This is a genomic window from Streptomyces sp. NBC_01508 (genome assembly GCF_045040315.1).
Classification (GTDB): domain Bacteria; phylum Actinomycetota; class Actinomycetes; order Streptomycetales; family Streptomycetaceae; genus Streptomyces.
The window spans coordinates 7,418,122-7,443,699 of sequence record NZ_CP109419.1; the positions used below are offsets into that span (position 1 = coordinate 7,418,122).

A 25,578-nucleotide genomic window follows, 5' to 3' on the forward strand; every position below is an offset into this window, starting at 1 on the left:
TCGGATCGGCACCGGTCAGCGGTGCCCCCGAGCGGGGTGCTGCCGGTGAGCGGTGCCTTCCCGATCAGTGTGCGCGAGACAGGGTGCCGGACGACAGAGCGCACCCGGCGCGTCAGTCGTCGGTACGTCAGCCGGCGCCGCGTCAGCCCTCGACCGTGCCACCCGCCCCGTCCGGCGCCTGCTCCCGCGCCACGGCCTCCCGCGCCACGACGCTGTGCAGCAGCCAGCCGTCGCCCGTACGGGAGAGGCCGAAGGTGTAGCGGCTGACGGCGGTGGTCCGTTCGCCGGACTCCGGGACCAGTGTGCTCAGGCAGTCGGCCCGCACCTCGGCGCGGTCGCCCGGATAGCCGCCGAGATCCTGGAAGGCCAGCCGGCGGTTGCCGATCAGGTGCTGGCGCACGGGAAAGCGGCCCAGGACACCGGCGAGCCAGTCGGCGATCTCGGCGGCCGATCCCTCGATACCCCCTGCGGCGCGGTGGTCGGCCCGCCCGTCCGGGGTGAACAGGGCCAGAAAGCCGGGCCAGTCGGAATCGTCCACGGCCATCGCGTAACCGCTGATCACCTCATCGATGGCCAGTCGGTCCATCACGGTCGCGAGATCCACACGCTGCGTCATCCGGTCAGTCTCGGGCAGTGGCGGCCCCAGGCCAAGGCCCGTGCGGATTTGTCGATCATCCGGGTCGATCATCCGGTCGATCGGTCAGCGGGCGGTCAGCGTTGGCCCGGCGACCGTACGGCCCAGTGGATTCGTCGGATTCACGGGAAAGGCCCGGCCGCGCGGTGTCACCGCGTGGCCGGGCCTGATGTTTGACGGTCTTGACGTGCCCCTTAAGCGGCCTCGTCGACCGTGTCGTGCAGAGCGGCAGCCCATTCGAGCAGCAGGCCTTCGTACTCCTCGGCCGGCCACGTGCCGTCTGCCGCGTCGACCAGGGCGCGGATGCGCTCGTTGGCCGCGACGGCGCCGGACGCCGCGGGAGCGGGGGAGGAAGTTGTGGACATACGGCAACGGTACGGGCCGCCGTAGGCCTCCCGCGCCGTTCCGGGAGCGGCATAGCTCACACGCCGAGAGGGCAACCCAACGGTGCGTCAGCTATGAGCCCAGTTCCCCCAAGGGTTTCGGCCGCCGCCCGGCAATCGGACACGGGGCGAGCGGCAAACGTGTCCTTGAGCACACCGTCCGTACACAACGCCGGTCGGATGCGTACACAACCCGTCAGAAGGGGATGTCGCCGCTTCCCGAGATCCGCATCCTCCCGCTGCCGATGGCCGTACGCGTCGCCAGGACGCTGCCTTCCCGTCCGTCGGGCAGCCGGATCCTCATACCGTCGTCGGCGGTGGGCTCGTAGAGACCGTCCGCGGCCCCTTCGGTCTGGACGCTGCCGCCCCATGCGCCGAGGGCGCCGGACCGGTCACCGCTCAGTGTGGCCACGACCGAGATCTCGGTGTCGCCGACGATGAGGGTCGCCGGTCCCTGGTAGTTGCTCATGCCCTCAGTGTGTGCCCCCGCGCGGCCTTCGCGGTCCGGTCAGCCGCCGGATTCGCCCGCGTGCGGGCTCAGGGCGTCCGTACCGACGAGGAAGAAGATCACCACACCGAGCAGAATCCGGTAGATCACGAACGGCATGAAGCTCTTGGTGGTGATGAACTTCATGAACCACGCGATGACGGCGTAGCCGACCGCGAAGGCGATGATCGTCGCGAAGATCGTGGGTCCCCACGAGATATGGCCCTGGCTGCCCGCGTCCTTCAACTCGAAGACCCCGGAGGCCAGTACGGCCGGGACGGCCAGCAGGAACGAGTAACGCGCCGCCGCCTCGCGGGTGTAGCCCATCAGCAGACCACCGCTGATCGTGGCACCCGACCGCGAGACACCCGGAATCAGCGCCAGGGCCTGGCAGAACCCGAAGATCAGACCGTCCCTGACGCCCAGTTCCTTCAGCGACTTGCGCTCCTTGACGGACCGGTGCTTGCCGCCGGTCTCGTCACGCGCCGCCAGCCGGTCCGCGATGCCGAGGACGACGCCCATCACGATCAGCGTCGTCGCGATCAGCCGCAGATCACGGAACGGCCCCTCGATCTGGTCCTTGAACACGAGCCCGAGCACACCGATGGGGATCGAACCGACGATCACCAGCCAGCCCATCTTCGCGTCGTGGTCGGAGCGCATCGCCTTGTCCGTCAGCGAGCGGAACCAGGCCGAGACGATCCGGGCGATGTCCTTGCGGAAGTAGATGAGGACCGCCGCCTCCGTACCGATCTGGGTGATCGCGGTGAACGCCGCTCCCGGGTCGTGCCAGCCGGCGAAGGCGGCGGTCAGCCGCAGATGCGCGCTGGAGGAGATGGGCAGGAACTCGGTCAGCCCCTGGACGAGTCCGAGGATGAGTGATTCGAACCAAGACATTGGGTGCTACGCCATCCAGGAGAAGTTCGTGCACCGGCCGGTGCGGACGCGGGCCGGTGGCGGATTGTGGGCCGACGGGTGGGGCGCGGAGTCGTTCATATGGAGTGGGTCGGGGATGTGCTCACGCGGACTCATCACTGCTCGGAAGAGGTGCTCGAAAGGGATGGCGGTGCGGTGCCGACGGCGCGACAGACAGCCCCTCCCGGACCTGGAAGGGGTGGTCGCGCGCCGGTCGGGGGCAGCGTAGCCGCTGCGGGTTACGAGACGGGGTCAGGTCCCGGCTCGGGCCTGGCTCGGGCCTGGCTCGGTCCGGGGGAGGTCCGGGGGAGGTTCGGGAGAGGCCAGGAACACCCGGGCCGAGGCGCGTGTCGGAGGGCGCGCAGGGGGCGCGCAGGGGGTGCGCAGAGGGTGTGTGGCGGCGAGGTCAAGGTCACATCGGTTCGACCTGATGGCCGCCGAAGGCCCTGCCCTAACATCTCGGCATGACGCTCCTGCCCGATAGCGGGCTTTCGCTGGCTGCCGAGTTCCCCGAACCGACCCATGAGCAGTGGCAGGGTCTGGTGGAAGGGGTACTGCGGAAATCCGGTCGGAACGTCTCGGGGACCGCCGCCGAGGACGCACTCTCCGCCACGATCGAAGACGGACTGACCACCCGTCCCCTCTACACCTCCGACGACTCCCCGGGCGACGGCGGCCTCCCGGGCTTCGCCCCCTTCACCCGGGGCGGCACCCCCGGCGGCCCCGCGCCGGGCGGCTGGGACGTACGCCAGCGCCACGCGCGGACCGACCCGGCGCGCACCAACGAAGCCGTACTCGACGACCTGGCCAACGGGACCACCTCGCTGTGGCTGGCCGTGGGCGAGACGGGCGTACCCGTCGCCGGCCTCGCCGACGCCCTCGCCGGCGTCTATCTCGACCTCGCCCCCGTCGCGCTCGACGCGGGCGACGAATTCCCCGCCGCCGCAGCCGAGTTGCTGCGCCTGTACGACGAACGAGACGTCCCGCACGGGGAGGCGCGCGGCACCCTCGGCGCCGACCCGCTCGGCCGCCTCGCCCGTACCGGCGACGAGACCCCCGGACTCCAGGACGCCGCCGCCGAACTCGCGGAGCTGTGCCACCGCGAGTACCCCGGACTGCGCGCCCTCGTCGTCGACGCCCTGCCCTACCACGAGGCCGGCGGCTCGGTCGCGCAGGAACTCGGCTGCTCCCTCGCGGCCGGGGTCGCCGCGCTGCGCGACCTCGACGCCGCCGGGCTGAGTGCCGAAGCGGCCTGCGGGCAGCTGGAGTTCAGATACGCCGCCACCGCCGACCAGTTCCTGACCATCGCCAAGCTCCGCGCCGCGCGCCGGCTGTGGGCGCGCGTCGCCGAGGTCAGCGGAGCGGGACCGGCCGGTGCCGCACAGCGCCAGCACGCCGTCACCTCGTCGGTGATGATGACCCGGCGCGACCCGTGGGTGAACATGCTGCGCACCACGGTCGCCTCGCTGGCCGCCGGGGTCGGCGGCGCCGACGCCGTGACCGTGCTGCCCTTCGACCACACCCTCGGGCTGCCGGACGCCTTCGCCCGGCGGATCGCCCGTAACACCTCGACCATCCTCATCGAGGAGTCCCACCTCGGGCGTGTCATCGATCCGGCCGGCGGCTCCTGGTACGTCGAGCGGCTGACCGACGACCTCGCGCACGCCGCCTGGGCCTGGTTCCAGGAGATCGAACGGGACGGCGGCCAGCGCGCCGCGCTGCGCTCCGGCCTGGTCGCCGAACGCCTCGCCGGGACCTGGGCCGCCCGCTCCGAGAAGCTGGCCCGCAGGCGCGAACCGGTCACCGGGGTCAGCGAGTTCCCCCAACTGGCCGAGACACCCGTCGTACGCGACGCGCCACCGCCCGCCGCGACCGGCGGACTGCCCACCGTCCACCGCGACGACGCCTTCGAGAGTCTGCGCTCGCGCTCCGACGCGCATCTCGCGTCGACCGGCGCCCGGCCCCGCGTCTTCCTGGCCGCCCTCGGCCCGGCAGCCGCGCACACGGCGCGGGTGACCTTCGCGTCCAACCTCTTCCAGTCCGGCGGCATCGAACCGGTCCACGACCCGGTCACCGTCGACCCCGCCACCGCCGCCGACGCCTTCACCCGCAGCGGCGCGGCCATCGCCTGCCTCTGCTCCAGCGATCCGCTCTACGCCGAGCAGGCCGAACGGGCCGCCGCGGCACTGACCGCGGCGGGCGCCACCCGCGTGTACCTCGCGGGACGCCCCGGCGAGCTGCGCGAGACCTTCAGCCGGGCCGGAGTCGACGAGTTCGTCGCCGCAGGCGACGACGCCGTCGCCCAACTCACCTCCGCCCTCGACCACATGGGAGTGGCGCGATGACCGTCCCCGACTTCACCGGCATCGACCTGGGGCCCGCCACGGCCACCGGGGCGAACGCGAACGAGGACCAGTGGCGCACCGCCGTCAAGGAGAGCACCGGCCGCGGCGACGACGACCTCGTCTGGCACACCCCCGAGGGCATCGACGTCAAACCCCTGTACACCGAGCGGGACTTGGCGGAGCTCGACTTCCTCGGGACGTACCCCGGCATCGCGCCGTATCTGCGCGGCCCCTACCCGACGATGTACGTCAACCAGCCCTGGACGATCCGTCAGTACGCCGGATTCTCCACCGCCGAGGAGTCCAACGCCTTCTACCGGCGCAACCTCGCCGCCGGGCAGAAGGGCCTGTCCGTCGCCTTCGACCTGCCCACACACCGCGGTTACGACAGCGACCACCCGCGCGTGACCGGCGACGTCGGCATGGCCGGCGTGGCCATCGACTCGATCTACGACATGCGCCAGCTCTTCGACGGCATCCCGCTCGACAGGATGACCGTGTCGATGACGATGAACGGCGCCGTCCTGCCCGTACTCGCCCTCTACATCGTCGCGGCCGAGGAGCAGGGCGTACCGCCCGAGAAGCTGGCCGGGACCATCCAGAACGACATCCTCAAAGAGTTCATGGTCCGCAACACCTACATCTATCCACCCGCCCCCTCGATGCGGATCATCTCCGACATCTTCGCGTACACCTCGAAGAGGATGCCGCGCTACAACTCCATCTCCATCTCCGGCTACCACATCCAGGAAGCCGGCGCGACGGCCGATCTGGAGCTGGCCTACACCCTCGCCGACGGCGTCGAGTATCTGCGCGCCGGACTCGACGTGGGCCTCGACGTCGACGCGTTCGCCCCCCGGCTCTCCTTCTTCTGGGCCATCGGCATGAACTTCTTCATGGAGATCGCCAAATTGCGCGCGGCGCGGCTGCTGTGGGCCAGGCTCGTCAAGAAGTTCGACCCGCGGAACGCCAAGTCCCTTTCCCTGCGCACCCATTCGCAGACCTCCGGCTGGTCGCTCACCGCCCAGGACGTCTTCAACAACGTCCCGCGCACCTGCGTGGAGGCGATGGCCGCCACCCAGGGCCACACCCAGTCACTGCACACCAACGCCCTGGACGAGGCACTGGCACTGCCCACCGACTTCTCCGCGCGCATCGCCCGCAACACCCAACTCCTGCTCCAGCAGGAGTCGGGCACCTGCCGCGTCATCGACCCGTGGGGCGGCAGCGCGTACGTGGAGAAGCTGACGTACGACCTCGCGCGCCGCGCCTGGCAGCACATCGAGGAGGTCGAGGCGGCCGGGGGCATGGCGCAGGCCATCGCGGAGGGCATCCCCAAGCTGCGCATCGAGGAGGCGGCGGCCCGCACCCAGGCCAGGATCGACTCGGGGCGCCAGCCGGTCATCGGCGTCAACAAGTACCTGGTGGAGACCGACGAGCGGATCGAGGTCCGATCGGTCGACAACTCCTCCGTACGGACGCGGCAGATCGCCAAGCTGCGCCGGCTCCGCGAGGAGCGCGACGAGGCCGTGTGCCAGGACGCGCTGCGTGCCCTCACCGGCGCGGCCGAGGCAGGCTCGGCCCAGGGACTCGACGGCAACCTGCTGGCCCTCGCCGTGAACGCGGCACGCGCCAAGGCCACCGTCGGCGAGATCTCCGACGCCCTGGAGAAGGTGTACGGGCGGCACTCCGGCCAGATCCGTACGATCTCCGGTGTGTACAGGAACGAGGCCGGCACGTCACCGGCCGTCGAACGGACCCGGGCCGCCGTCGAGGAGTTCGAACAGGCCGAGGGACGGCGCCCACGCATCCTGGTCGCCAAGATGGGCCAGGACGGCCACGACCGCGGCCAGAAGGTCATCGCCACCGCCTTCGCCGACCTGGGCTTCGACGTCGACGTCGGCCCGCTGTTCCAGACCCCCGGTGAGGTGGCGCGGCAGGCCGTCGAGGCCGACGTGCACATCGTCGGGGTGTCGTCGCTGGCCGCCGGGCACCTCACGCTCGTCCCCGCCCTGCGTGAGGAACTGGCCCGGGAGGGCCGCGAGGACATCATGATCGTCGTCGGCGGCGTCATCCCGCCCGGCGACATCGACGAACTGCACCGCGCGGGCGCCGCGGCCGTCTTCCCGCCCGGCACGGTCATCCCCGACGCCGCGCACGACCTGCTCACCACCCTGACCGCCGCACTCGGCCACGAGCGGTGAGCCGGTGAACCGTCGAATCGGCATCGACATCGACACCTACACCAAAGGTGTACTCGACGGCTCCCGGTCGGCCGTCGCACGCGCCATCACCCTCGTGGAGTCCACCAGGGCCGACCACCGGGAGCTCGCACAACGGCTCCTGACCGCCCTGCTGCCGTACTCGGGCGCGGCGCGCAGGATCGGCGTCAGCGGCGTACCCGGCGTCGGCAAGTCCACCTTCATCGACGCCCTCGGCACCATGCTCACCGGCCTCGGGCACCGGGTCGCCGTCCTGGCCGTCGACCCGTCGTCCAGCAGGACCGGTGGCTCCATCCTCGGTGACAAGACCCGCATGGAGCGCCTGGCCGTCGACCCGGCGGCCTTCGTCCGGCCCTCACCCACCGCGGGCACCCTGGGCGGCGTCGCCAAGGCGACCCGCGAGACCATCATCGTGATGGAGGCGGCCGGTTACGACGTCGTCCTCGTCGAGACCGTCGGCGTCGGCCAGTCGGAGACCGCCGTCGCGAACATGGTCGACTCCTTCCTCCTGCTGAGCCTCGCCCGCACCGGAGACCAGCTCCAGGGCATCAAGAAGGGCGTGCTGGAGCTGGCCGATCTCATCGCCGTCAACAAGGCCGACGGGCCGCACGAGCGGGACGCGAAGTCCGCCGCGCGTGAACTCGCCGGGGCGCTGCGCCTGATGCACCCCGCCGACGCGGCGTGGACACCGCCGGTGTTGACGTGCAGCGCCCGCGACGGCACGGGGCTCGACACCGTCTGGGAGCGCCTGGAGCAGCACCGGAAGGTCCTCGACACCAGTGGCCGCCTCCAGCGCAAGCGCAGCGACCAGCAGGTCGACTGGACCTGGTCGATGGTCCGGGACCAGCTGCTGGACCGGCTGCGGAGCCATCCGGGCGTCCGCGGTCTGGCTCCCACGCTCGAACAGGCGGTACGGGAGGGCTCGTTGACGGCCACGCTGGCCGCCGAACGGATCGTCGAGGCACTGGACCTGCCCGCCGACGTCGAGGGAGAGGGACGATGACGGACAACCCTCCTACGGAGGACGCGCACGTTGTCGTACGGCGCGACGGGTACATGGGGCGGCTCACGCTCAACCGGCCACGCGCGCTCAACGCCCTCACCCACGCCATGGTGCGGCGTGTCGACGCCGCGCTCGCCGGGTGGGAGAAGGACCCGTCCGTACACGCGGTGGTCATCGACGGCGCCGGCGAACGCGGCCTGTGCGCGGGCGGCGACATCCGGGCGATCTACGAGGACGCGCGCACGGGCGGCTCGGCGTCGCCCGCGTTCTGGCGCGACGAGTACCGGCTCAACGCCCGGATCGCGCGCTTCCCGAAGCCGTACGTCGCCCTCATGGACGGCATCGTGATGGGCGGCGGCGTGGGCGTCTCGGCGCACGGCGACGTCCGGATCGTCACCGAACGCTCGCGGGTCGCGATGCCCGAGACCGGCATCGGCCTCGTGCCGGACGTCGGCGGCACGTACCTGCTCTCCCGGGCGCCCGGCGAACTCGGCACGCACCTCGCCCTCACCGGCACGGCCGTCGGCGCGGCCGACGCGATCCTGTGCGGACTCGCCGACCACTTCGTCCACTCCGCGCGGCTGCCCGGACTGGCGGCCGAACTCGCCGACACGGAAGTGCCGTTGGCCGTCCGGCGCCACGCATCGGCCCCGCCCGTCGGGGAGTTGGCCGACGACCGTGAGTGGATCGACGCGTGTTACGCGGCGGACTCGGTGGAGGAGATCGTGGACCGGCTCTTCGGCAGCGGGCACCACGCGGCCAAGCAGACCGCGGAGACGATCCTCACGAAGTCACCGACCGCGCTGAAGGCGACGCTGGCGGCGGTGCGCGGCGCGCGGCGCCTGGGGACGCTGGAGGAGGTGCTGGACGAGGAGTACCGGGCGTCGTGCGCGGCACTGCGGACGGCGGACCTGGTGGAGGGGATCAGGGCGCAGGTGATCGACAAGGACCGGATGCCGGGGTGGGTGCCGGGGGAGCTGTCGGCGGTCACTGCGGCCGACGTGGCCGGCTTCTCGGCGGTGCCGGTGGGTGGGGACCTGGGGCTCGGGCGGTGACGGGTGCCCTCAAGCGCCGGGCGGGCTGTTCTTTGCCCTCAATCGCCGGACGGGCTTGAAAGGTGCCCTCAAACGCCGGGTGGGCTGAAAGGCGTCCTCAAGCGCCGGACGGGCTTAAGAAGCCCGGCGGTTGAGGACAGGGCCAGGCCCCGGCTACGCCACCGGTTCAGGGACCCGGGTCTCCGTCGGCGTCGGGCTCGCGGCGCGCAGCCGGTGGCGTTTGTGCCAGGCCAGCGCCGCCGCCCCCGTGCCCGTCAGCACGATGAACCCCATCGCGATCAGGAACGCCGGCGATGTCGGCGACCCCGCCTGGCTCCCCGCGACCACGTACGCCGCCGTGTTGGGGATCGTCCCGATGGCCGTCGCCAGCAGGAACGGCAGCCAGCCCATCTTCGACACCGCCGCGCAGTAGTTCGCGGCCACGAACGGCACCCCGGGGAACAGCCGCACCGCCATCATCGAACGGAAGCCGTGCTGGCTCAACTGCCCGTCCGCCGCCGTCAGCCAGCGGCCCCGCAGCAGCGGGCGCAGCGCCTCCTGACCGAGGAAGCGGCCCAGTCCGAAGGCGATGCCCGCGCCCAGCACCGTCCCCGCGACCGCCGCCGGGAGCCCGAGCTGCGTACCGAACAGCGCGCCCGCCGCGAGGTTCAGCAGCGGACGCGGCACGAAGGCCGCCGTGCACACCCCGTAGGCCGCGGCGAAGAGCACCACCGCGGCGCCGCCACTGAGCTGCGGCCAGCCGGCCGAGAGGAATCTCTGTGGCTCGTAGACCAGCACGGCGGTCCCCGCGCACGCCAGAAGGAGCACGAGGAGAGAGAGCCTGGACCAAGGTGAGAGCAGCACCCTCGTACAGCGGACCGTGAGGCCGGCGGACGGCCTGTCGACAGGGTCGAGCATTCGGGGAGACTAACCGACGACGAGTTGTGAGCGTCGTCAAGAGCCGCGAGACAACCGCCACTCGGGCGCTCGCCCGGCCTGTCCGGGACGTACGCGGCCCGCCGGGGGACTGTCGGTGGCGGTGCGTAACCTGCACGTCATGACCCTCGCACCGCCGCCCAGCGCGCTCGCCGACACCGTGCTGGACCGGCTCACCGTCGGGTACGCCACAGCCACCGATCCGGCACGGGCCGAGCGGTCCGCCGCGTATCTCAAGGGCGTCGCCCCCTTCCTCGGCATCCCCGCGCCCCAACGCCGCGCGCTGTCACGGCAGGTGCTCGACCCGCTGCCACCCCCCGACGAGACGGACTGCGCCGCGATCGCGCTGCGCTGCTGGGAGCTGCCCGAGCGGGAGTATCAGTACTTCGCGGTCGACTACCTCCGCCGTCACGTCCGGCGCCTGTCGTCCGGCTTCCTCCTCGTCGTCCGGCACCTCGTGTCCACCGTCTCCTGGTGGGACACCGTCGACGCACTCGCCGCCCATCTCGCCGGCGGCCTCGTTGCCGCCGACCGCGCGCTCGTGACCGAGATGGACGCCTGGATCGAGGACGAGAACCTCTGGATCGCGCGCACCGCGCTGCTGCACCAGCTCACCTACAAGCAGGCGACCGACAGCGAGCGGCTGGTCGACTACTGCCTCCGGCAGTCCGGACACCGCGACTTCTTCGTCCGCAAGGCGATCGGCTGGTCCCTGCGCGAGTACGCCAAGATGGACCCCGCCGCCGTCCGGGACTTCGTCGCGGGCGCCCACGACCGGCTCTCCCCGCTCTCCGTACGCGAGGCCCTGAAGAACCTCTGAGCGGCACCCGGCGGAAAACCTGTCGACGCCCCCGCGCCGGTCGGACATCATCGACGACATGTTCCGGTACGCCTTCCACGCAGCGCCGTCCGCAGTCGCGGACGCGCCGAAGGCTGCCGCATTCCTCGCTGCGCACGCGGCGGCCGCCGCAGCAGCGGCAGCGCCCCTCGACGGCGCCCGAAGCTGACCCTTCCCGGATCGTCCGGCGGACCCCACAGGGGGAGGGTCGGCAAGGCCCCGGGGTCCCCTTCACGCTTCGAGTTCCTGGAAGGAACACGTCAGCCATGCCCAAGACGGCATACGTGCGCACCAAGCCGCACCTCAACATCGGCACCATGGGCCATGTCGACCACGGCAAGACCACTCTGACCGCGGCCATCACCAAGGTCCTCAGCGAGCGCGGGACCGGCACGTTCGTGCCGTTCGACCGGATCGACCGGGCGCCCGAGGAGGCGGCGCGCGGCATCACCATCAACATCGCGCACGTCGAGTACGAGACGGACACCCGGCACTACGCGCACGTCGACATGCCCGGCCACGCCGACTACATCAAGAACATGGTCACCGGCGCGGCGCAGCTCGACGGCGCCATCCTCGTCGTGTCCGCGCTCGACGGGATCATGCCGCAGACCGCCGAGCACGTGCTGCTCGCCCGCCAGGTCGGCGTCAACCACATCGTCGTCGCCCTCAACAAGGCCGACGCGGGCGACGACGAGCTGACCGACCTGGTCGAGCTGGAAGTGCGCGAACTGCTGAGCGCGCACGGGTACGGCGGGGAGAGCGTCCCCGTCGTCCGGGTCTCGGGGCTCCGGGCGCTGGAGGGCGACCCGCGCTGGACGGAGGCCGTACGGGCGCTGCTCGACGCGGTCGACACGTATGTGCCGATCCCCGTCAGGTACACCGACGCGCCCTTCCTGCTCCCGGTGGAGAACGTCCTGACCATCACCGGGCGCGGCACGGTCGTCACCGGCGCCGTCGAGCGCGGCACGGTACGCGTGGGCGACCGGATCGAGGTGCTCGGTGCCGAGTCCGGGCCGCAGCTCAGTACGGTCACCTCGCTGGAGACCTTCGGGAAGCCGATGGAGTCCGCCGAGGCGGGCGACAACGTCGCCCTGCTGCTGCGTGGCATGCCGCGCGACGCGATCCGCCGGGGCCATGTGGTGGCCGCGCCGGACAGTGTCGTACCGAGCAGGCGGTTCACCGCGCAGGTGTACGTCCTGTCGGCCAAGGAGGGCGGACGTACGACGCCGGTCACGACCGGCTACCGGCCGCAGTTCTACATCCGTACGGCGGACGTGGTCGGGGACATCGACCTCGGCGAGTCGGCCGTCGCGCGCCCCGGTGACACGGTCTCCCTGACCGTGGAGCTGGGCCGGGACGTGCCGCTGGAGTCCGGGCTCGGCTTCGCGATCCGCGAGGGCGGACGCACGGTCGGCGCGGGCACGGTGACCGGGCTGATCTGACCACCTTCGGGCCGCCGCGCCCGTCTCCGGGGGGAGACGGGCGCGGTCGGCCCGGTGCGGCACGGCACGCACAATGGGACCGTGAGCGAAGCCATCCCCGTCATCCGTACCGTCGACCACGGCACCGCCCGACTGCTGCCCGACGTGGACCGCGAACGGGCGTGGCTGCTGACGGTCGACGGCGCGCCCCAGTCGTACGTCGACCTGGACGACCCGACCCATCTCGAATTCGAGTACACCCGCCGCCTCGGGCACGTCGTCGACCTCGCCGCCGACGAGGGCGATCCGCTCGCCGTGCTGCACCTCGGCGGCGGGGCCCTCACCCTGCCCCGCTACGTGAGCGCGACCCGGCCGGGATCGGCGCAGGACGTGGTCGACGCCGACGGGGCGCTGCTCGCACTGGTCGCCGAGGAGTTGCCGCTCCCGGACGGCGGGGCCGGGATCGCCGTGCACGACGCGGACGCCCGCGCCTGGCTCGCCTCGGCACCGGCCCGCTCGGTGGATCTGCTCATCGCCGATGTCTTCGGCGGCTCGCGGGTGCCCGCCCATCTGACGTCCGTGGAGTACGCACGCCTCGCCGAACGGGTGCTGCGGGCCGGCGGCCTCTACGCGGCCAATCTCGCCGACGGCGCGCCCTTCACCTTCCTGGCCTCCCAACTGGCCACCTTCGCCTCGGTGTTCGAGGAGCTGGCGCTCATCGCCGAGCCGTCGGTGCTGCGCGGACGGCGCTTCGGCAACGCCGTACTCCTCGCCTCGCACATGCCCATCGACACGGTGGCCCTGGCCCGCCGGACCGCGTCGGACGCCTTCGCGGCGCGCGTCGAACACGGGGCGTCGCTGCGGCGGTTCACCGCAGCCGCGCCGGTCGTACGGGACGCCGGCGCGGTGGCGTCGCCCGAGCCGCCCGAGGGAGCGTTCGGCATCGGTTGAGTCCCGCGCGCACGTGGGGCTCAACCGTCCGCCGGTCCGGACTACTTGGCCAGCCGGACGGTGCTCATGATCTTCATCAGAGTCTCGTCCGGGATCTCGTCGTCGACGCCCTTGGCGCCGTACACGATCCACGACGTGTAGTCGCCCTTGGCGTTGGTGAAGGTGAAGGCGATCGACTTGCCGTCGGTGTCGCACTTGTCCTTCTTGGGCAGGCCCGTGCTCGCGGCCGTCGAGTAGTGCCCCTTGAGACCGGCCTCGGTCGTGTAGGGCTTGGACTTCTGGACCTCGATCGCCTTCTTGGCCTGTGCGTCCGTCGCTTCCTGGGCGTACCCGGCCCAGACCCAGCTGCCGGCCTCGTTGCTGGCGCCGGTCGCCGTGTCCTTGGCGCCCTGGCCGCCCTTGGTACCCGTGCCGCCGAGGCTGACATCCTCCATCGTGCCGTCCTTGTCGCTGTCCTGCTCGCACCAGTTGGACTTCAGGAAGGCCGGCGCGGAGAAGGTGATGGCGGGCGAGCCGTCACCCTTCTCGGCGTCCGCGAAGCCCGAGAACGTGTCGGGCGACGCGACCGCCCAGTCGGCGGGGACATCGAACTGCGTGCCGTGATTGGGGTTGGTCACGACCTTCCAGCCCGCGATGGTGGGCTTGCCGGTGCCCGAGCCGTCGCGCGGGTTGTCCTGCGGCGTCTCCTTCGGCTTCGGCTTCTTCGACGCGGATGCCTTGGGGTCGTCGGCGACGTTCTTGCTCCCGTCGTCGTCACCCATCACGAAGAAGCCGGTGGCCGCCGCCGCGACGACGACCGCCGAGGCGGCGATGATCGCGACCAGTCTCGTGCGCTTCTTGTCCTGATCCGGATCGGGGCCGCTGGGGCCGCCGTACCCACCGACCTGGTCCGGGACCGCGTACTGCGGCCTGGTCGGCTGCTGGTACGGGTTGGGCTGCTGGTGTCCCGGCTGCTGCGGGTGGCCGGGCTGCTGCTGGTAACCCGGCTGCTGGTAGGGATTCGGCTGTTGCTGGTACCCCGGCTGCTGGTACGGGTTCGAATTCGGATCCTGCGGGTTTTGCTCGCCCCCGGGCGGCTGCTGTCCTGGCCACATGGCGAGTAACGATAGATGGGTCGTCCCCGCACTGCTACGCCGCCCTGTCGCAGGATGGCAACTGACTCTACTCGCGGGTAATATCGCGCCGTATGAGTTCTGATCAGATGACCGTCGGCGAGCTGCTCGCCGCCACCGTTCCCATGGCGCGGACCCTCGACCTGGAGTTCCTGGAAACCACCGCCGAGCGCGCCGTCGTACGGCTTCCGGACCAGGCCGCCTTCCACAACCACGTGGGAGGCCCGCACGCCGGCGCGATGTTCACACTCGGCGAGAGCGCGAGCGGGGCGATCGTGCTCGCCGCCTTCGGCGACCAGCTCTCCCGCGCCGTACCGCTCGTCGTCAAGGCGGAAATCGGCTACAAGAAGCTCGCCATGGGCGTCATCACGGCGACCGCCAGCGTGGACCGCCCGGTGGCGGAGGTCATCGCCGAACTCGACGAGGGCGGGCGCCCGGAGATCCCCGTCACCGTCGTCTTCACCCGCGAGGACGGCGCCGTCACCGGTGAGATGACCAACGTCTGGACGCTGCGGCTCAACGCCTGACGGGACGGGACCGGTACCGGCGGGCGGGGCCGGTACCGGGGCTGTCATGCGAGGGCATCGCGCCCAGGTAGGCTGCCCGGCGTGCGCCTGGAAGGCGCACGCCGGGCAGCCGCACATCCGACACAGGAGGTACCGGTCTTGCACGTCCAGGAGTGGCTGGAGACCGTACCGGCGATCAGCGTGTACGTCCTGGTCGGAGTGGTGATCGGGCTCGAAAGCCTCGGTATCCCGCTGCCGGGTGAGATCGTCCTCGTCAGCTCGGCGCTGCTGGCCTCGCAGCACGGCGACATCAATCCGTACGTCCTCGGCGCGTGCGCCACCGCCGGCGCGATCATCGGTGACTCGATCGGGTACGCCATCGGCCGCAAGGGCGGCAGACCGCTGCTCACCCGGCTCGGCCGGAAGTTCCCGCACCACTTCGGCGAGGCGCAGATCGCCCTGGCCGAGCGGTCGTTCCAGAAGTGGGGCATGTGGGCGGTCTTCTTCGGCCGTTTCGTCGCGCTGCTGCGGATCTTCGCCGGGCCGCTCGCGGGCGTGCTGCGGATGCCCTACTGGAAGTTCCTCGTCGCCAATGTCCTGGGCGGAATCGTCTGGGCCGGGGGCACCACCGCCGTCATCTACTCGGTGGGTGTCGTCGCGGAGGCATGGTTGAAGCGCTTCTCCTGGCTGGGTCTCGTCCTCGCCGTGCTGATCGGCCTCACCTCGATGCTCGTCATCAAGAATCGGGCGAAGAAAGCCTCGGCGCAGACGCAGACGCAGGCGCACGGGCAGACGCCGGAGCCGGTACCCGTCACCGACTGACGCCCGACAGGCTCCCTGCCGTCAGTCCTCGTGCGCGGCCCGATGGCGGTTGGCCAGCTCCAGATAGACCGCCGCGTTGACCTTGATTCCCTCGCGCTCTTCCTCCGTCAGCTCCCGCTTCACCTTGGCGGGCACCCCCGCGACCAGCGAACCCGGCGGTACGCGCATGCCCTGCGGCACCAGCGCCTGGGCCGCGACGAGCGAACCCGCCCCGATGTGCGCCCCGTTGAGGACGGCGGCACCCATGCCGACCAGCACGTCGTCCTCGACGGTGCAGCCGTGCAGCACCGCGTTGTGACCCACCGAGACCCGCTCGCCGATCGTGACGGGTGAGCCCAGGTCGACGTGCACGGTGCAGTTGTCCTGGATGTTGCTGTCGGCCCCGATGGCGATCGGGCCCCCGTCGGCCCGCAGCACCGTGTGGTACCAGACACTCGAACCGGCGGCCAGGCTGACCTCGCCCAGCACCACCGACGTCGGCGCCACGAACGCCGTCGGATCGATCGCGGGCTCCTGTCCGCCCACACCCGCGATCAACGCCCGCTGTGTCATGCCGTCTCCTCGTGTGCCGTGTGCCGTGCGCGTACCGGAACCGTAGGCGACGGGCGGCCACGCTCCGGCACCAGGTCGGCCAGGACACACCCTGTCTGAACCGACGGCCGGTCAATAACCTGGTGCGAGTCGAATGTTGCCGTCGCTTCGACCGAGGGAGCGCCATGACCACCGCACAGCAGGTCCCCGACATCCTGTCGGCGGAGTTCGCCGAGAATCCGTATCCCGCCTACCGCCAGATGCGCGACAGCGCGCCGCTGATCTGGCACGAAGCCACCAAGAGCTACATCATCTCGCGGTACGAGGACGTGGAACGGGCCTTCAAGGACAAGGCGTCGGCGTTCACCACCGAGAACTACCACTGGCAGATCGAGCCCGTGCACGGCAGGACGATCCTCCAACTGAGCGGCCGGGAGCACGCCGTACGCCGCGCGCTCGTCGCTCCCGCGTTCCGGGGCAGCGACCTGGAGGAGAAGTTCCTGCCGGTCATCGAGAGCAACGCCCGCCGCCTCATAGACGACTTCCGGCACACCGGAAGCGTCGACCTGGTGGACGCCTTCGCCACCCGCTTCCCCGTCAACGTCATCGCCGAGATGCTGGGGCTCGACCGGGCGGACCACGCCCGCTTCCACGGCTGGTACACCACCGTGATCGCCTTCCTCGGCAATCTGTCCGGCGACCCCGAGGTGACCGCGGCGGGCGAACGGACCCGGATCGAGTTCGCCGAGTACATGATCCCGATCATCCGGGCCCGCCGGGAGAACCTGGGCGACGACCTGCTCTCCACGCTGTGCGCCGCCGAGGTCGACGGGGTGCGGATGAGCGACGAGGACATCAAGGCGTTCTGCAGCCTGCTGCTCGCGGCGGGCGGCGAGACCACCGACAAGGCCATCGCCTCGATCTTCGCGAACCTGCTGCTCCACCCGGACCAGCTCGCCGCCGTACAGGAGGACCGGAGCCTGGTGGACCGGGCGTTCGCGGAGACCCTGCGGTACACACCGCCGGTGCACATGATCATGCGGCAGACCTCCGAAGAGGTCACGCTCAGCGGCGGCACGATACCCTCCGGCGCCACCGTCACCTGCCTCATCGGCGCCGCCAACCGGGACGGTGACCGCTTCGCCGAGCCGGACACCTTCAACCTCTTCCGGGACGACCTGACGACGACGACCGCGTTCTCCGCCGCCGCGGACCATCTGGCCTTCGCGCTCGGGCGCCACTTCTGCGTGGGCGCGCTGCTGGCCAAGGCGGAGGTACGGGTGGGGGTCGGGCAACTGCTCGACGCGATGCCCGGCCTGCGGCCGGCGGACGGGTTCGACCCGGTCGAGCAGGGGGTGTTCACGCGCGGCCCGCGGTCGCTGCCGGTTCAGTTCACCCCCGTCGCGGACTGACAGCGCCGGGCGGCTCATCGGTCGTCGGGCGGGCGCGCCACAGCGCGCCCGACGACCGATGACAACGGCGGTGGCTCACCGCACCACCGGGGTGAACTCCACCGGCAGTGCCGTCAGACCGCGCATCCAGATCGACGGCCGCCACCTCAACTCGCCCGGCTCCACGGCCAGTACGACATCCGGCAGCCGCTCCAGCAGCGTCTCGACCGCCGTACGGGCGATGACGTCGGCCAGCAGCGGAGCCGGATACGGGCACCGGTGCTCGCCGTTGCCGAAGGACAGGTGCGCCGCGTTCTCCGCGCCGATATGACCCTCCGGCCAGATCTGCGGATCGGTGTTGGCCGCCGCGAGCCCCAGGACCAGGCAGTCGCCCGCCCTGATGTGCCGACCGCCCAACTGCGTGTCGCGGACCGCCCATCGGCCGATGAAATTCTGCGTCGGGGTGTCCAGCCACAGCACCTCGTTGAGCGCCTGCCCGACACTGAGCCGGCCCCCCGACACGTTGAGCGCGAAGCGGTCGTCGGTCAGCAGCAGACGCAGCGTGTTGCAGATCCAGTTGGCCGTGGGCTGCTGCGCCGCCGCGATGACGGAGATCAGGTCCTGGACGATCTCGTCGTCCGCCAGACCCGCCGGATGCCCCAGCATCCGCGAGGTGACGTCGGAGCCGGGCCGGACGCGCTTGTCCCGTACCAACCGCTGGATGCGCTCCTGCACCCGCAGGTACGCCGACACCGGGTCGTCGCCCTCCGCCGCGTCCAGCGACATCCGCAGGTCGCTCACCAGCGCCTCGGTGTCGGCGCCGCCGGCCGGCATGCCGCACATCTGGACGGCGGCCCGCATGGGCAGCGCGTGGGCGTACGAGGCCATCAGTTCGGCGCCCCCGGTGCCCGCGAACGCGTCGATGAGCTGTTCGGCGATCTGCCGGCAGTCGTGGGCCAGTTCGAACTGGTCGACCGCTTCGAGGGCCTGGGTGATCACACCGGCGCGTCGCTGGTGCTCGGCGCCCTCGGTGAACAGCACGGACGGCTGGTAGCCGACGTACGGCAGCAGCGGCCAGTCGGCGGGGATCGCCGCCCACTGGTTCCAGCGGCGCGAGTCCCGGGCGAACAGCTCGTCGTGGCTGGTGACATAGCTGACCTCGGAGTAGCCGAGGACCAGCCACGCGGGGACACCACCGTCCAGCAGGACGGGGGCGATCGGGCCGTGCGCCCGGCGCAGGCTGCGGTACAGCTGGGACGGAGTCTGCTGGAATTCGAGTCCGCTCAGGGGCACCGAGTCGTGAGGGGCGGCGGGGCAGCCGGGTGGCGGCTGGGCGTCGAGGGGCGCGCCCGGCGCGCCGAGGGCTTCGGGGCAGGGTGTGCGGGGATCGGTCATGGCGTCAACTCCCGTGCCATCGCCAGTTCGTACAGGTGGTCCACGAGGGCGATCATGACGTTCTTGCCGGACGAGCGGACCCGCGCGTCGCAGTTGATCAGCGGGACGTGCGCGGGCAGCGACAGCGCCTGCCGGATCTCGTCCAGCGAGAACGCGGAGATGTCGTTGTCGAACCGGTTGACCGCGACCACGAACGGCGTCCTGTGATGCTCCAGCCGGTCGATGGCGTACCAGGACTCGCTCATCCGCCGGGTGTCGACCAGGACGACCGCGCCCAGCGTGCCCGAGAAGAGGCGGTCCCACAGGAACCAGAACCGTTCCTGGCCGGGCGCGCCGAACAGATAGAGCACCACCCGCTCGGTGAGGCTGATCCGGCCGAAGTCGAAGGCGACCGTCGTCGTGGTCTTCGTGGTGAGTCCGGCGGTCTCGTCCACACCGACACCGGCCTGTGTCATCACCTCCTCCGTGTTGAGCGGGCGGATCTCGCTCACCGACCGCACCAGGGTCGTCTTGCCGACCCCGAAGCCGCCCACGATCACGATCTTCAGTCCGGTCTCGGCGGCGTCGCTCAGCGGGGTACGGGCGGGCAGTTCAGAGGTTGCGGAGTCCATGGAGCACCTCCTTCAAGAGGGCCGGGTCGGGCAGTGCGGAGACGGACCGCGCCACGCGCGGATGGCGGGCGGTGATCCGGCCCGTCGCCCGGAGGTCGCCGAGCAGGATCCGTACGACCGTCACGGGAAGCCGCAGCTCCGCCGAGATTTCCACGACCGCCGTGGGGTGGCGGCACAGTTCGAGGATCGCGCGGTGCTCCGACTGCGTCCCCGGGGTCGGCGCGCACTCGCTGACGATCAGCGTCACCAGGTCGAACGTGTCGTGGTCGGCACGGCTGCGGCCGCCGGTGACCATGTACAGCCGGTCGGGACGGCCGGTGTCGACCGGCTCGCGGGTCATGACGGGGCGACTTCGGGGGACGCCGCGGCCCGGGGCTCGGCCCGCAGATGCTCGCCGATCTGGTCGACCAGCTCGGTCATCTGATGGCCCACCACACCCGGGTCGGCGCCGTCCTCGGCCACCACCGCGAGATGCGCGCCGTCGCCCGCCTCCACGATGAACAGCAGGCCGCCGTGGAACTCCGTCATCGAGTGGCGTACGCCGCCGGTGCCGTTGCCGAACTCGACGGAGGCGCCCTGCGCGAGCGCCTGGATTCCGGAGCAGATCGCGGCCAGTTGGTCGGCCTGGTCGAGCGTGAGATGACGGCTCCAGCAGAGCTTGAGCCCGTCGCGGGACAGCACCAGGGCGTGCCGGGTGCCGGGGGTGCGCTCCAGCAGGCTCTCCAGGAGCCAGGTCAGGCTGTTGTCGGTCGTTGGCATGGGGTGCGTGGAATGCATGGGTTGCGTGGGGCGGAGTCCGCCGGGGGAAGCGGATCACCGGCCCGTGCCTCCAATCACGGTTCTCGCGTTGCGCACGTTCGCTGACGGGGGTGGGCTGGGCGGCGGCGGTGCCTGTGCTCCCGGCGCCGTACGGGGAACGAGGGGCACCTCAGGAGGTGTCGCCGGACTTCGGCTCCGGCTCCGGCTCCGGCTCCTGCTCGCCGGGGGGCCGTCCACGGAGAGCCGGGCCCGGTGGAAGGCGCCGAACTGCGATCCGGCGTCGCGGCCGGGGGGCATGGCCGCGCGTGCCGCGCCGTTGCGCGTACGGGACGCGTCGCCGGTGCCTCCGGTGCCGTTCCGTGTGCCGCCCGTGCCGCCCGTGCCGCCGGTGCCGCCCGCGCCGTCCGTGGGTGGCCTGTCGCGGTCCGCCGCCGCCATGGTGCGCCCCGGCGGCCGTACGGGCAGCCCGCCCGGAGTCGCCACCCGGGGGCCGTCGCCCGGTGCGGCGGGCGACGGCAGGACCGCCGGCAGTGGCACCGACGGGGGTGTGACGGCCGGCTCGCTCACCGTGCCCGCCGGTACGGGCGCGGCGTGCCGCCCCGGCAGGCCGGACGCGGCGCTCCGCCGCTGGGCGAGGAGCTGTGGCGGGAAGAGCACGACGACGCCGGTGCCGCCGCGTGAGGAGGGACGGAAGTTGACACTCAGGTGGTACTTGGCCGCGAGCCGTCCGACGACGGCCAGGCCCAGGCGGGTGCCCTGGAGGGACGCCAGGTCGTTGGAGCGTCCCGACACCGACTCCTCGGCGCGCCGCATCGCCGCGTCGGCCATCTTCAGGCCGCTGTCCTCGATGGTCACCACGATGCCGGCGGACCGCTCTTCCACGTAGACGTGCACCTCGTCGATCGGCGGCGAGAAGTTGGCGGCGTTGTCCATCAGTTCGGCCAGCAGGTGCATCACGCCCTCGGCGGCGAATCCGGCGACGGACGCGGTGCTGGAGCAGTGCAGCCGTACCCGCTGATAGGCCGCGATCCGGCCGACGGCGCCGCGCAGGATGCTCTCCATGCCGATGGGCTTGTTCCAGGCGCGGCTCGCCCGGCCGCCCATCAGCAGCGCCAGCCGGTCGGTCATCAGCCCGAGCTGCGAGGTGTTGTGATCGAGCCTCAGGAGATCGCCGAAAACCTCCTCGCCGTGACGTTCCTGCATCTCGCGGAGATCGGCGAGCATGCTCACGGCCTTCGCCTGTACGCGGCTCAGGGCCTTGGCGCTGGCCGCCTGGGCGGCCGAGCCGCGCCGCTCGCTGATGGCGAAGTCCCGTACGACCGCGTCGGTCAGGACGCGCAGCCGGGGATCGGACGGACGCTTCAGATCGGCCAGTACGGTGTCGGCGCCCCGGCCCTCGCGGAGAGCGCCGAGTGCGGTGGGCAGCGTCACCGTCGACAGGAGGTCCAGATCGTCGGCGATCCGGCCGAGCCCGGCGACCGCCGTCTCGTGGCCGGCGATCGCGGTGGCCGCGCGGTGCTCGCCGAGCGCGACTTCTTCGGCGAACGTCCGCAGCACCCGCTGGAGTTGAGGGTCGGACGGCTGGGGAGCGGCGGCGAGCGTCTCCTCGGTGCCCGCCCCGTCGCGGAGCCGCTTGACCACGGTGGGGAGCGTGACGTTCGCCAGGTGGGCCGACTCCGCGCCGTTCCTGGCCAGTCGCGCGTGCAGGGCCTGGATCTCGCCGCCGGCGGCCACGGAGCCACGGCGGTGGCGCCGCAGCAGCAGCCCGGCGCCGACGACGGCGCAGGCGAGGATCGCCCAGGCGACGGCGAGCGTCGTCAACGCCCAGGCGCGTGCGGCGGTGGGGGCGGTCGCGACCGCCGCGCCGGCCGCGGCTCCCGCCACCAGCAGCAGGGCGGGCGGCCCGGCGAGCGACAGGGGGCGCGTCTTGAGTACGCGGTGGGGGCTCGGTGCGACAGGCACTGACATTCCGCGGTCCCTCGGGTATTCGAGTGCGGGGGAAACAGACCGGCCGACCGGCGCGCGTCGGCCGTGCTGGGCGGCGCCGGTCGCCGACGGGAACGGTGGTCTTCCGGGCCGTGTGGGGCTCACGCTACTCACGAGGGGTGGGGGAACGGGGCCACCACGGGGCAGTGCCCACCAACGAGGGAGTTGGCGGCGAACTCGCCCCCGTGGTGGGCGAAGTCGTGGTAAATGCGCGAGAAAGGGATTGGCGGGAGGGAGTGGCGCCGTGGGGTGAACGTCACAGCACGCGGCGCCGGCCCGGCCCGCCCCCGCCGATACCGTGGGCGGGTGCCGAAGAGCAGAGACACGTATCCCTCACTGACCGCCTGGCGCCGCCGCCTCGTCTCGCGCGCCGTCCAGGGCGGCTGGCGGTGGATCCAGGAGGCGGGCGCGGTGAGCGCCGAGCAGCCCGGCAGGCTCCGCTTCGGCCGGATCGGTGCGGGTACCCGGCTCGCCTTCCCGCAGGGCACGGTCTTCGGTGAGCCGTGGATCGAGCTGGGCGACCACTGCGTCATCGGTGAACACGTCACCCTGACCGCCGGGATGATGCCCGGCCTCGACCTGGGCGCGGAGCCGATCCTGCGGCTCGGCGACGGCGTCGTCCTCGGCCGCGGCAGCCATGTCGTCGCCGACACGGAGGTGACCATCGGCTCGAACACGTACTGCGGGCCGTACGTCTACATCACGTCGACGAACCACAGTTACGACGATCCGCAGGTGCCCGTCGGCAAGCAGTGGCCCCGCACGGAGCGGGTGTCGGTGGGGCCCGGGTGCTGGCTGGGCACCGGCGCGGTGATCCTTCCGGGGGCGCGGCTGGGGCGCAACGTGGTGGTGGCGGCGGGAGCCGTCGTACGCGGGGAGGTGCCCGACCACGCGGTGGTGGCGGGGGCGCCCGCGCGGGTCGTACGGAGCTGGGACCCGGAGCGGGGCTGGCAGCCGCCGTTGCGTACGCCCGCGCCCGTGCCGATCCCGGAGGGCGTCACACCGGAGCAACTGCTGGCGCTCGCGGAGCTGGATCCGGACCGGACGTAGGCCTCACAGGGCGTACGCGCGGTCAGCCGGCGGCCAGCAGGACCGTGCCGATCAGCGCGAGCCCGGCGCCCGCCGCCTGGACGGCGCGCAGTCGCTCCTTCAGCACGCCCCGCGCGGCGACCGTCGTGATCACCGGATACAGCGAGGCCAGGACTGCGGCGACCGTGACGGGACCGTACTGGGCGGCGATCGCGTACGTACCGTTGGCGGCCACGTCCGCGAGGCCGACGAACGCCAGCGCCGGCAGGGCCGCCCGGATCACCTGGAACCCGCCCTCCTCGGGCAGGGCACGCGCGCCTCGTTTCACCGACACGTACAGCGCCGTCCCGCCGACGCCGACGTTGGCGACGCGCTGCGCGAACAGCGCCAGGAACAGGCCGGTGAGCGAGGTCGACGCCTCGGCGATCAGGGCCATGACCGCGCCGAACCCGAACGCGGCGAGCAGCGTCAGCGCGATCGCCCGGCGCCGGACCGGCGCCCCGCGCAGCTCGGGGCCGCCGGCCAGCACGATGCCCGCGACGGCCACGGCGATCCCGGCTACCTGGATGAGTCCGGGCCGTTCGCCGACGACGATGCCCACTCCCGCGGGGACCGCCACGCCGATCGAGCCGAGTGGGGAGACGACGCCCATCGGGCCGAGCGCGAGCGCTTTGTAGAAGGCGAGCATGGCGACGGTGCCGACGACTCCGGCGGCGACCGCGTACCAGAGCCGCGGTCCGGCCTCGGTCCAGGCGCCGGTCACGACGACGACCACACCGAGGACGGCGACGGCGATCGACTGGGACACCACGACCACGGTCAGGGCGGGCATGCGCCGGGTGAGCAGCCCGCCCCCGAAGTCGGCCAGACCCCAGAGCAGGCTGGTGGCCAGCGCGAACAGTGCGGTCATGGACGCGAACCTCGCCAGTACAGTGTGATGGACGGTTGGTGCACCACACCGTAGTGCAGTCCATTGAACTGTGTCATTGAATATATTGGACGGAATGTGTCGGACCTCGATCAGCTGACCCAGTCGCTCGCCCGCAATCTCAAACGGTGGCGCGGCGAGAGAGCCTTCACCCTCGACGCTCTGGCGGCCCGGTCCGGGGTCAGCCGGGGCATGATCATCCAGATCGAGCAGGCCCGCACGAATCCCAGCGTCGGCACCACGGTCAAGCTCGCCGACGCGCTCGGCATCAGCATCACCACGCTCCTCGACTACGAACAGGGCCCGCAGGTCAGGGTCGTACCGGCCGACCAGGCCGTCCGCATGTGGTCCACCGAGGCGGGCAGTGCCACCGTGCTGCTGGTCGGGACCGAATCACGCGGCCCGCTCGAACTGTGGTCCTGGAAACTGATGCCCGGCGAACACAGCGACTCCGACGCCCACCCCGACGGCACCACCGAACTGCTGCACGTCACCGCCGGCGAACTGACCCTCGTCGTGGACGGCGCCTCGCACCAGGTGGCCGAAGGCTCGTCGGCGGTCTACGAGGCGAACCTGCCGCACAGTTACCGCAACGACGGCGCGACGACCGTCGAGATGACCATGGCCGTCTCCATCCCGCCCGCGCGCTGAGCGGCCGTCCGCCGTGGTCGCGTTCATCCGTCGAGACGGCCGTTCCCGGCCGTCCGCCCGCCTGTTAGCTTGACGCCCATGCGCGCGCCCATCGGAGACTTCGACAACGCCCGGCCCGCCCCCGACTGCCTCGACCTGCTCACGGAGCCGGTCGCCGCCGCCGTACGGGCCTGGCAGGGCGACGTGCCCGCCGACCAACTCCTCTACGTGGACACAGACCCGGACATCGCCGACACCGCCGCCTTCGTGGAGCACCACGGGGCCGAACTGCTCGACAGGTCCGCGAACTGCGTCGTCGTGGCGGGCAAGCGCGGCGGCGAGTCCACGCTCGCCGCCTGCCTCGTGCTCTCCCGCACCCGCGTCGACGTCAACGGAGCCGTACGCAGACAACTCGGCGCGCGCAAGGCCTCGTTCGCCCCGATGGACTCCGCGACCGGCGAGACCGGCATGGAGTACGGCGGCATCACCCCGATCGGCCTGCCCGCCGACTGGACCCTGCTCGTGGATGCCGCCGTCGTGGACACCGAGTGGGTGCTGATCGGCAGCGGACGGCGCCGGGGCAAGCTCATCGTGCCCGGCAAGACCTTCGCCGCCCTGCCCGGCGCCGTGGTCATCGACGGCCTGGGCATCGCCACTGGCTGAAAGCGTCGACGCCTGCGGCGGTGCGGAGGGCGGTGGGGACGGC

26 protein-coding genes are annotated in these 25,578 nt (G+C 71.6%); 13 read left to right on the forward strand and 13 right to left on the reverse strand.

Annotated elements, in window-relative coordinates; translation table 11 throughout:
- Positions 1-142: 142 nt before the first annotated feature.
- From OG700_RS34260 to OG700_RS34275, 4 genes are all read right to left on the reverse strand, one after another.
- On the reverse strand, positions 143-616 hold the full coding sequence (locus OG700_RS34260; RefSeq protein ID WP_405620439.1) for a nuclear transport factor 2 family protein: 474 nt from the start codon (positions 614-616) through the stop codon (positions 143-145).
- A 212-nt stretch (positions 617-828) separates the two neighbouring features.
- Positions 829-999, reverse strand: a complete 171-nt coding sequence (locus OG700_RS34265; RefSeq protein ID WP_405620441.1) for a hypothetical protein — start codon at positions 997-999, stop codon at positions 829-831.
- Positions 1,000-1,213: 214 nt separating this feature from the next.
- Positions 1,214-1,486, reverse strand: a complete 273-nt coding sequence (locus OG700_RS34270; protein WP_405620443.1) for a DUF4873 domain-containing protein — start codon at positions 1,484-1,486, stop codon at positions 1,214-1,216.
- A 39-nt stretch (positions 1,487-1,525) separates the two neighbouring features.
- Positions 1,526-2,401, reverse strand: coding sequence for an undecaprenyl-diphosphate phosphatase (locus OG700_RS34275; protein WP_405620445.1), 876 nt, complete (start codon positions 2,399-2,401; stop codon positions 1,526-1,528).
- 482 nt (positions 2,402-2,883) lie between these two features.
- On the opposite strand from OG700_RS34275, the gene OG700_RS34280 reads away from it, so the two are divergent.
- Genes OG700_RS34280 through OG700_RS34295 form a run of 4 tightly spaced genes read left to right on the forward strand, consistent with a single transcriptional unit; the run spans position 2,884 to position 9,044 of the window.
- On the forward strand, positions 2,884-4,764 hold the full coding sequence (locus tag OG700_RS34280) for a methylmalonyl-CoA mutase family protein (protein ID WP_405620447.1): 1,881 nt from the start codon (positions 2,884-2,886) through the stop codon (positions 4,762-4,764).
- Positions 4,761-6,968, forward strand: coding sequence for a methylmalonyl-CoA mutase (gene scpA / locus OG700_RS34285; RefSeq protein ID WP_405620449.1), 2,208 nt, complete (start codon positions 4,761-4,763; stop codon positions 6,966-6,968). The genes OG700_RS34280 and scpA overlap by 4 nt, the downstream gene beginning before the upstream one ends.
- Positions 6,969-6,972: 4 nt before the next feature.
- A complete protein-coding gene (gene meaB, locus OG700_RS34290) occupies positions 6,973-7,989 on the forward strand; it encodes a methylmalonyl Co-A mutase-associated GTPase MeaB (protein WP_405620451.1) in 1,017 nt (338 codons plus the stop codon).
- Positions 7,986-9,044 carry an enoyl-CoA hydratase/isomerase family protein gene (locus OG700_RS34295; protein ID WP_405620453.1) on the forward strand — a complete coding sequence of 353 codons (1,059 nt, stop codon included), beginning with the start codon at positions 7,986-7,988 and terminating at the stop codon, positions 9,042-9,044. Before meaB ends, OG700_RS34295 begins: the two co-directional genes overlap by 4 nt.
- A 153-nt stretch (positions 9,045-9,197) precedes the next feature.
- Here the strand turns inward: OG700_RS34295 and OG700_RS34300 are convergent, their stop codons facing one another.
- Positions 9,198-9,941, reverse strand: a complete 744-nt coding sequence (locus tag OG700_RS34300; RefSeq protein ID WP_405620455.1) for a TVP38/TMEM64 family protein — start codon at positions 9,939-9,941, stop codon at positions 9,198-9,200.
- A 139-nt stretch (positions 9,942-10,080) separates the two neighbouring features.
- On the opposite strand from OG700_RS34300, the gene OG700_RS34305 reads away from it, so the two are divergent.
- The 3 genes from OG700_RS34305 (at position 10,081) to OG700_RS34315 (ending at position 13,172) form a co-directional block, all read left to right on the forward strand.
- Positions 10,081-10,779, forward strand: coding sequence for a DNA alkylation repair protein (locus OG700_RS34305; RefSeq protein ID WP_405620457.1), 699 nt, complete (start codon positions 10,081-10,083; stop codon positions 10,777-10,779).
- Positions 10,780-11,063: 284 nt separating this feature from the next.
- Positions 11,064-12,242 carry an elongation factor Tu gene (tuf, locus tag OG700_RS34310; RefSeq protein WP_405620459.1) on the forward strand — a complete coding sequence of 393 codons (1,179 nt, stop codon included), beginning with the start codon at positions 11,064-11,066 and terminating at the stop codon, positions 12,240-12,242.
- Between the two features lie 81 nt (positions 12,243-12,323).
- A complete protein-coding gene (locus tag OG700_RS34315; RefSeq protein ID WP_405620461.1) occupies positions 12,324-13,172 on the forward strand; it encodes a spermidine synthase in 849 nt (282 codons plus the stop codon).
- A gap of 41 nt (positions 13,173-13,213) precedes the next feature.
- Here the strand turns inward: OG700_RS34315 and OG700_RS34320 are convergent, their stop codons facing one another.
- Positions 13,214-14,266, reverse strand: a complete 1,053-nt coding sequence (locus OG700_RS34320) for a hypothetical protein (protein WP_405620463.1) — start codon at positions 14,264-14,266, stop codon at positions 13,214-13,216.
- A gap of 92 nt (positions 14,267-14,358) precedes the next feature.
- Between OG700_RS34320 and OG700_RS34325 the strand changes: the two genes are divergently transcribed.
- Complete coding sequence (locus OG700_RS34325) at positions 14,359-14,811, forward strand: DUF4442 domain-containing protein (RefSeq protein WP_405620465.1); 453 nt, start codon at positions 14,359-14,361, stop codon at positions 14,809-14,811.
- A 138-nt stretch (positions 14,812-14,949) separates the two neighbouring features.
- Positions 14,950-15,612 (forward strand): DedA family protein, encoded by a 663-nt coding sequence (locus OG700_RS34330; protein ID WP_405620467.1) that lies wholly within the window; start codon positions 14,950-14,952, stop codon positions 15,610-15,612.
- Positions 15,613-15,633: 21 nt separating this feature from the next.
- Here OG700_RS34330 and OG700_RS34335 read toward each other — a convergent pair whose 3' ends face one another.
- Positions 15,634-16,164, reverse strand: a complete 531-nt coding sequence (locus tag OG700_RS34335) for a gamma carbonic anhydrase family protein (RefSeq protein WP_405620469.1) — start codon at positions 16,162-16,164, stop codon at positions 15,634-15,636.
- A gap of 164 nt (positions 16,165-16,328) precedes the next feature.
- On the opposite strand from OG700_RS34335, the gene OG700_RS34340 reads away from it, so the two are divergent.
- Complete coding sequence (locus tag OG700_RS34340) at positions 16,329-17,555, forward strand: cytochrome P450 (protein ID WP_405620471.1); 1,227 nt, start codon at positions 16,329-16,331, stop codon at positions 17,553-17,555.
- Between the two features lie 75 nt (positions 17,556-17,630).
- On the opposite strand, the gene OG700_RS34345 is transcribed toward OG700_RS34340, so the two are convergent.
- The 5 genes from OG700_RS34345 to OG700_RS34365 are packed head-to-tail and all read right to left on the reverse strand — an operon-like array spanning position 17,631 to position 22,267.
- Entirely contained in the window at positions 17,631-18,929 is a 1,299-nt protein-coding gene (locus OG700_RS34345) for a cytochrome P450 (protein WP_405620473.1), read from the reverse strand.
- Entirely contained in the window at positions 18,926-19,540 is a 615-nt protein-coding gene (locus OG700_RS34350) for a GTP-binding protein (protein WP_405620475.1), read from the reverse strand. The genes OG700_RS34345 and OG700_RS34350 overlap by 4 nt, the downstream gene beginning before the upstream one ends.
- Entirely contained in the window at positions 19,521-19,880 is a 360-nt protein-coding gene (locus OG700_RS34355; protein ID WP_405620477.1) for a DUF742 domain-containing protein, read from the reverse strand. Before OG700_RS34355 ends, OG700_RS34350 begins: the two co-directional genes overlap by 20 nt.
- Positions 19,877-20,299, reverse strand: a complete 423-nt coding sequence (locus OG700_RS34360; protein ID WP_405620479.1) for a roadblock/LC7 domain-containing protein — start codon at positions 20,297-20,299, stop codon at positions 19,877-19,879. The genes OG700_RS34355 and OG700_RS34360 overlap by 4 nt, the downstream gene beginning before the upstream one ends.
- 54 nt (positions 20,300-20,353) lie before the next feature.
- Positions 20,354-22,267 carry an ATP-binding protein gene (locus OG700_RS34365; RefSeq protein ID WP_405620481.1) on the reverse strand — a complete coding sequence of 638 codons (1,914 nt, stop codon included), beginning with the start codon at positions 22,265-22,267 and terminating at the stop codon, positions 20,354-20,356.
- A 324-nt stretch (positions 22,268-22,591) separates the two neighbouring features.
- Here OG700_RS34365 and OG700_RS34370 point away from each other — a divergent pair, with 324 nt between their 5' ends.
- Positions 22,592-23,335: an acyltransferase gene (locus OG700_RS34370; RefSeq protein ID WP_405620483.1), complete on the forward strand. Its 744-nt coding sequence runs from the start codon at positions 22,592-22,594 to the stop codon at positions 23,333-23,335.
- Positions 23,336-23,357: 22 nt separating this feature from the next.
- On the opposite strand, the gene OG700_RS34375 is transcribed toward OG700_RS34370, so the two are convergent.
- Positions 23,358-24,224, reverse strand: coding sequence for an EamA family transporter (locus tag OG700_RS34375; RefSeq protein WP_405620485.1), 867 nt, complete (start codon positions 24,222-24,224; stop codon positions 23,358-23,360).
- 96 nt (positions 24,225-24,320) lie between these two features.
- On the opposite strand from OG700_RS34375, the gene OG700_RS34380 reads away from it, so the two are divergent.
- Together OG700_RS34380 and OG700_RS34385 are read left to right on the forward strand one after the other, a co-directional pair.
- Positions 24,321-24,893, forward strand: coding sequence for a helix-turn-helix domain-containing protein (locus OG700_RS34380; RefSeq protein WP_405620487.1), 573 nt, complete (start codon positions 24,321-24,323; stop codon positions 24,891-24,893).
- 78 nt (positions 24,894-24,971) lie between these two features.
- Entirely contained in the window at positions 24,972-25,535 is a 564-nt protein-coding gene (locus OG700_RS34385; RefSeq protein ID WP_405620489.1) for a YbaK/EbsC family protein, read from the forward strand.
- The last annotated feature ends 43 nt before the right edge of the window (positions 25,536-25,578 follow it).

Excerpts from the sequence above, each read along its gene's own strand:
- OG700_RS34260 (WP_405620439.1), bottom strand. The coding sequence starts at position 616 with ATGACGCAGCGTGTGGATCTCGCGACCGTGATGGACCGACTGGCCATC.
- OG700_RS34265 (WP_405620441.1), bottom strand. The coding sequence starts at position 999 with ATGTCCACAACTTCCTCCCCCGCTCCCGCGGCGTCCGGCGCCGTCGCG.
- OG700_RS34270 (WP_405620443.1), bottom strand. The coding sequence starts at position 1,486 with ATGAGCAACTACCAGGGACCGGCGACCCTCATCGTCGGCGACACCGAG.
- OG700_RS34275 (WP_405620445.1), bottom strand. The coding sequence starts at position 2,401 with ATGTCTTGGTTCGAATCACTCATCCTCGGACTCGTCCAGGGGCTGACC.
- OG700_RS34280 (WP_405620447.1), top strand. The coding sequence starts at position 2,884 with ATGACGCTCCTGCCCGATAGCGGGCTTTCGCTGGCTGCCGAGTTCCCC.
- scpA (WP_405620449.1), top strand. The coding sequence starts at position 4,761 with ATGACCGTCCCCGACTTCACCGGCATCGACCTGGGGCCCGCCACGGCC.
- OG700_RS34295 (WP_405620453.1), top strand. The coding sequence starts at position 7,986 with ATGACGGACAACCCTCCTACGGAGGACGCGCACGTTGTCGTACGGCGC.
- OG700_RS34300 (WP_405620455.1), bottom strand. The coding sequence starts at position 9,941 with ATGCTCGACCCTGTCGACAGGCCGTCCGCCGGCCTCACGGTCCGCTGT.
- OG700_RS34305 (WP_405620457.1), top strand. The coding sequence starts at position 10,081 with ATGACCCTCGCACCGCCGCCCAGCGCGCTCGCCGACACCGTGCTGGAC.
- tuf (WP_405620459.1), top strand. The coding sequence starts at position 11,064 with ATGCCCAAGACGGCATACGTGCGCACCAAGCCGCACCTCAACATCGGC.
- OG700_RS34320 (WP_405620463.1), bottom strand. The coding sequence starts at position 14,266 with ATGTGGCCAGGACAGCAGCCGCCCGGGGGCGAGCAAAACCCGCAGGAT.
- OG700_RS34325 (WP_405620465.1), top strand. The coding sequence starts at position 14,359 with ATGAGTTCTGATCAGATGACCGTCGGCGAGCTGCTCGCCGCCACCGTT.
- OG700_RS34335 (WP_405620469.1), bottom strand. The coding sequence starts at position 16,164 with ATGACACAGCGGGCGTTGATCGCGGGTGTGGGCGGACAGGAGCCCGCG.
- OG700_RS34340 (WP_405620471.1), top strand. The coding sequence starts at position 16,329 with ATGACCACCGCACAGCAGGTCCCCGACATCCTGTCGGCGGAGTTCGCC.
- OG700_RS34345 (WP_405620473.1), bottom strand. The coding sequence starts at position 18,929 with ATGACCGATCCCCGCACACCCTGCCCCGAAGCCCTCGGCGCGCCGGGC.
- OG700_RS34350 (WP_405620475.1), bottom strand. The coding sequence starts at position 19,540 with ATGGACTCCGCAACCTCTGAACTGCCCGCCCGTACCCCGCTGAGCGAC.
- OG700_RS34355 (WP_405620477.1), bottom strand. The coding sequence starts at position 19,880 with ATGACCCGCGAGCCGGTCGACACCGGCCGTCCCGACCGGCTGTACATG.
- OG700_RS34360 (WP_405620479.1), bottom strand. The coding sequence starts at position 20,299 with ATGCCAACGACCGACAACAGCCTGACCTGGCTCCTGGAGAGCCTGCTG.
- OG700_RS34365 (WP_405620481.1), bottom strand. The coding sequence starts at position 22,267 with ATGTCAGTGCCTGTCGCACCGAGCCCCCACCGCGTACTCAAGACGCGC.
- OG700_RS34375 (WP_405620485.1), bottom strand. The coding sequence starts at position 24,224 with ATGACCGCACTGTTCGCGCTGGCCACCAGCCTGCTCTGGGGTCTGGCC.
- OG700_RS34385 (WP_405620489.1), top strand. The coding sequence starts at position 24,972 with ATGCGCGCGCCCATCGGAGACTTCGACAACGCCCGGCCCGCCCCCGAC.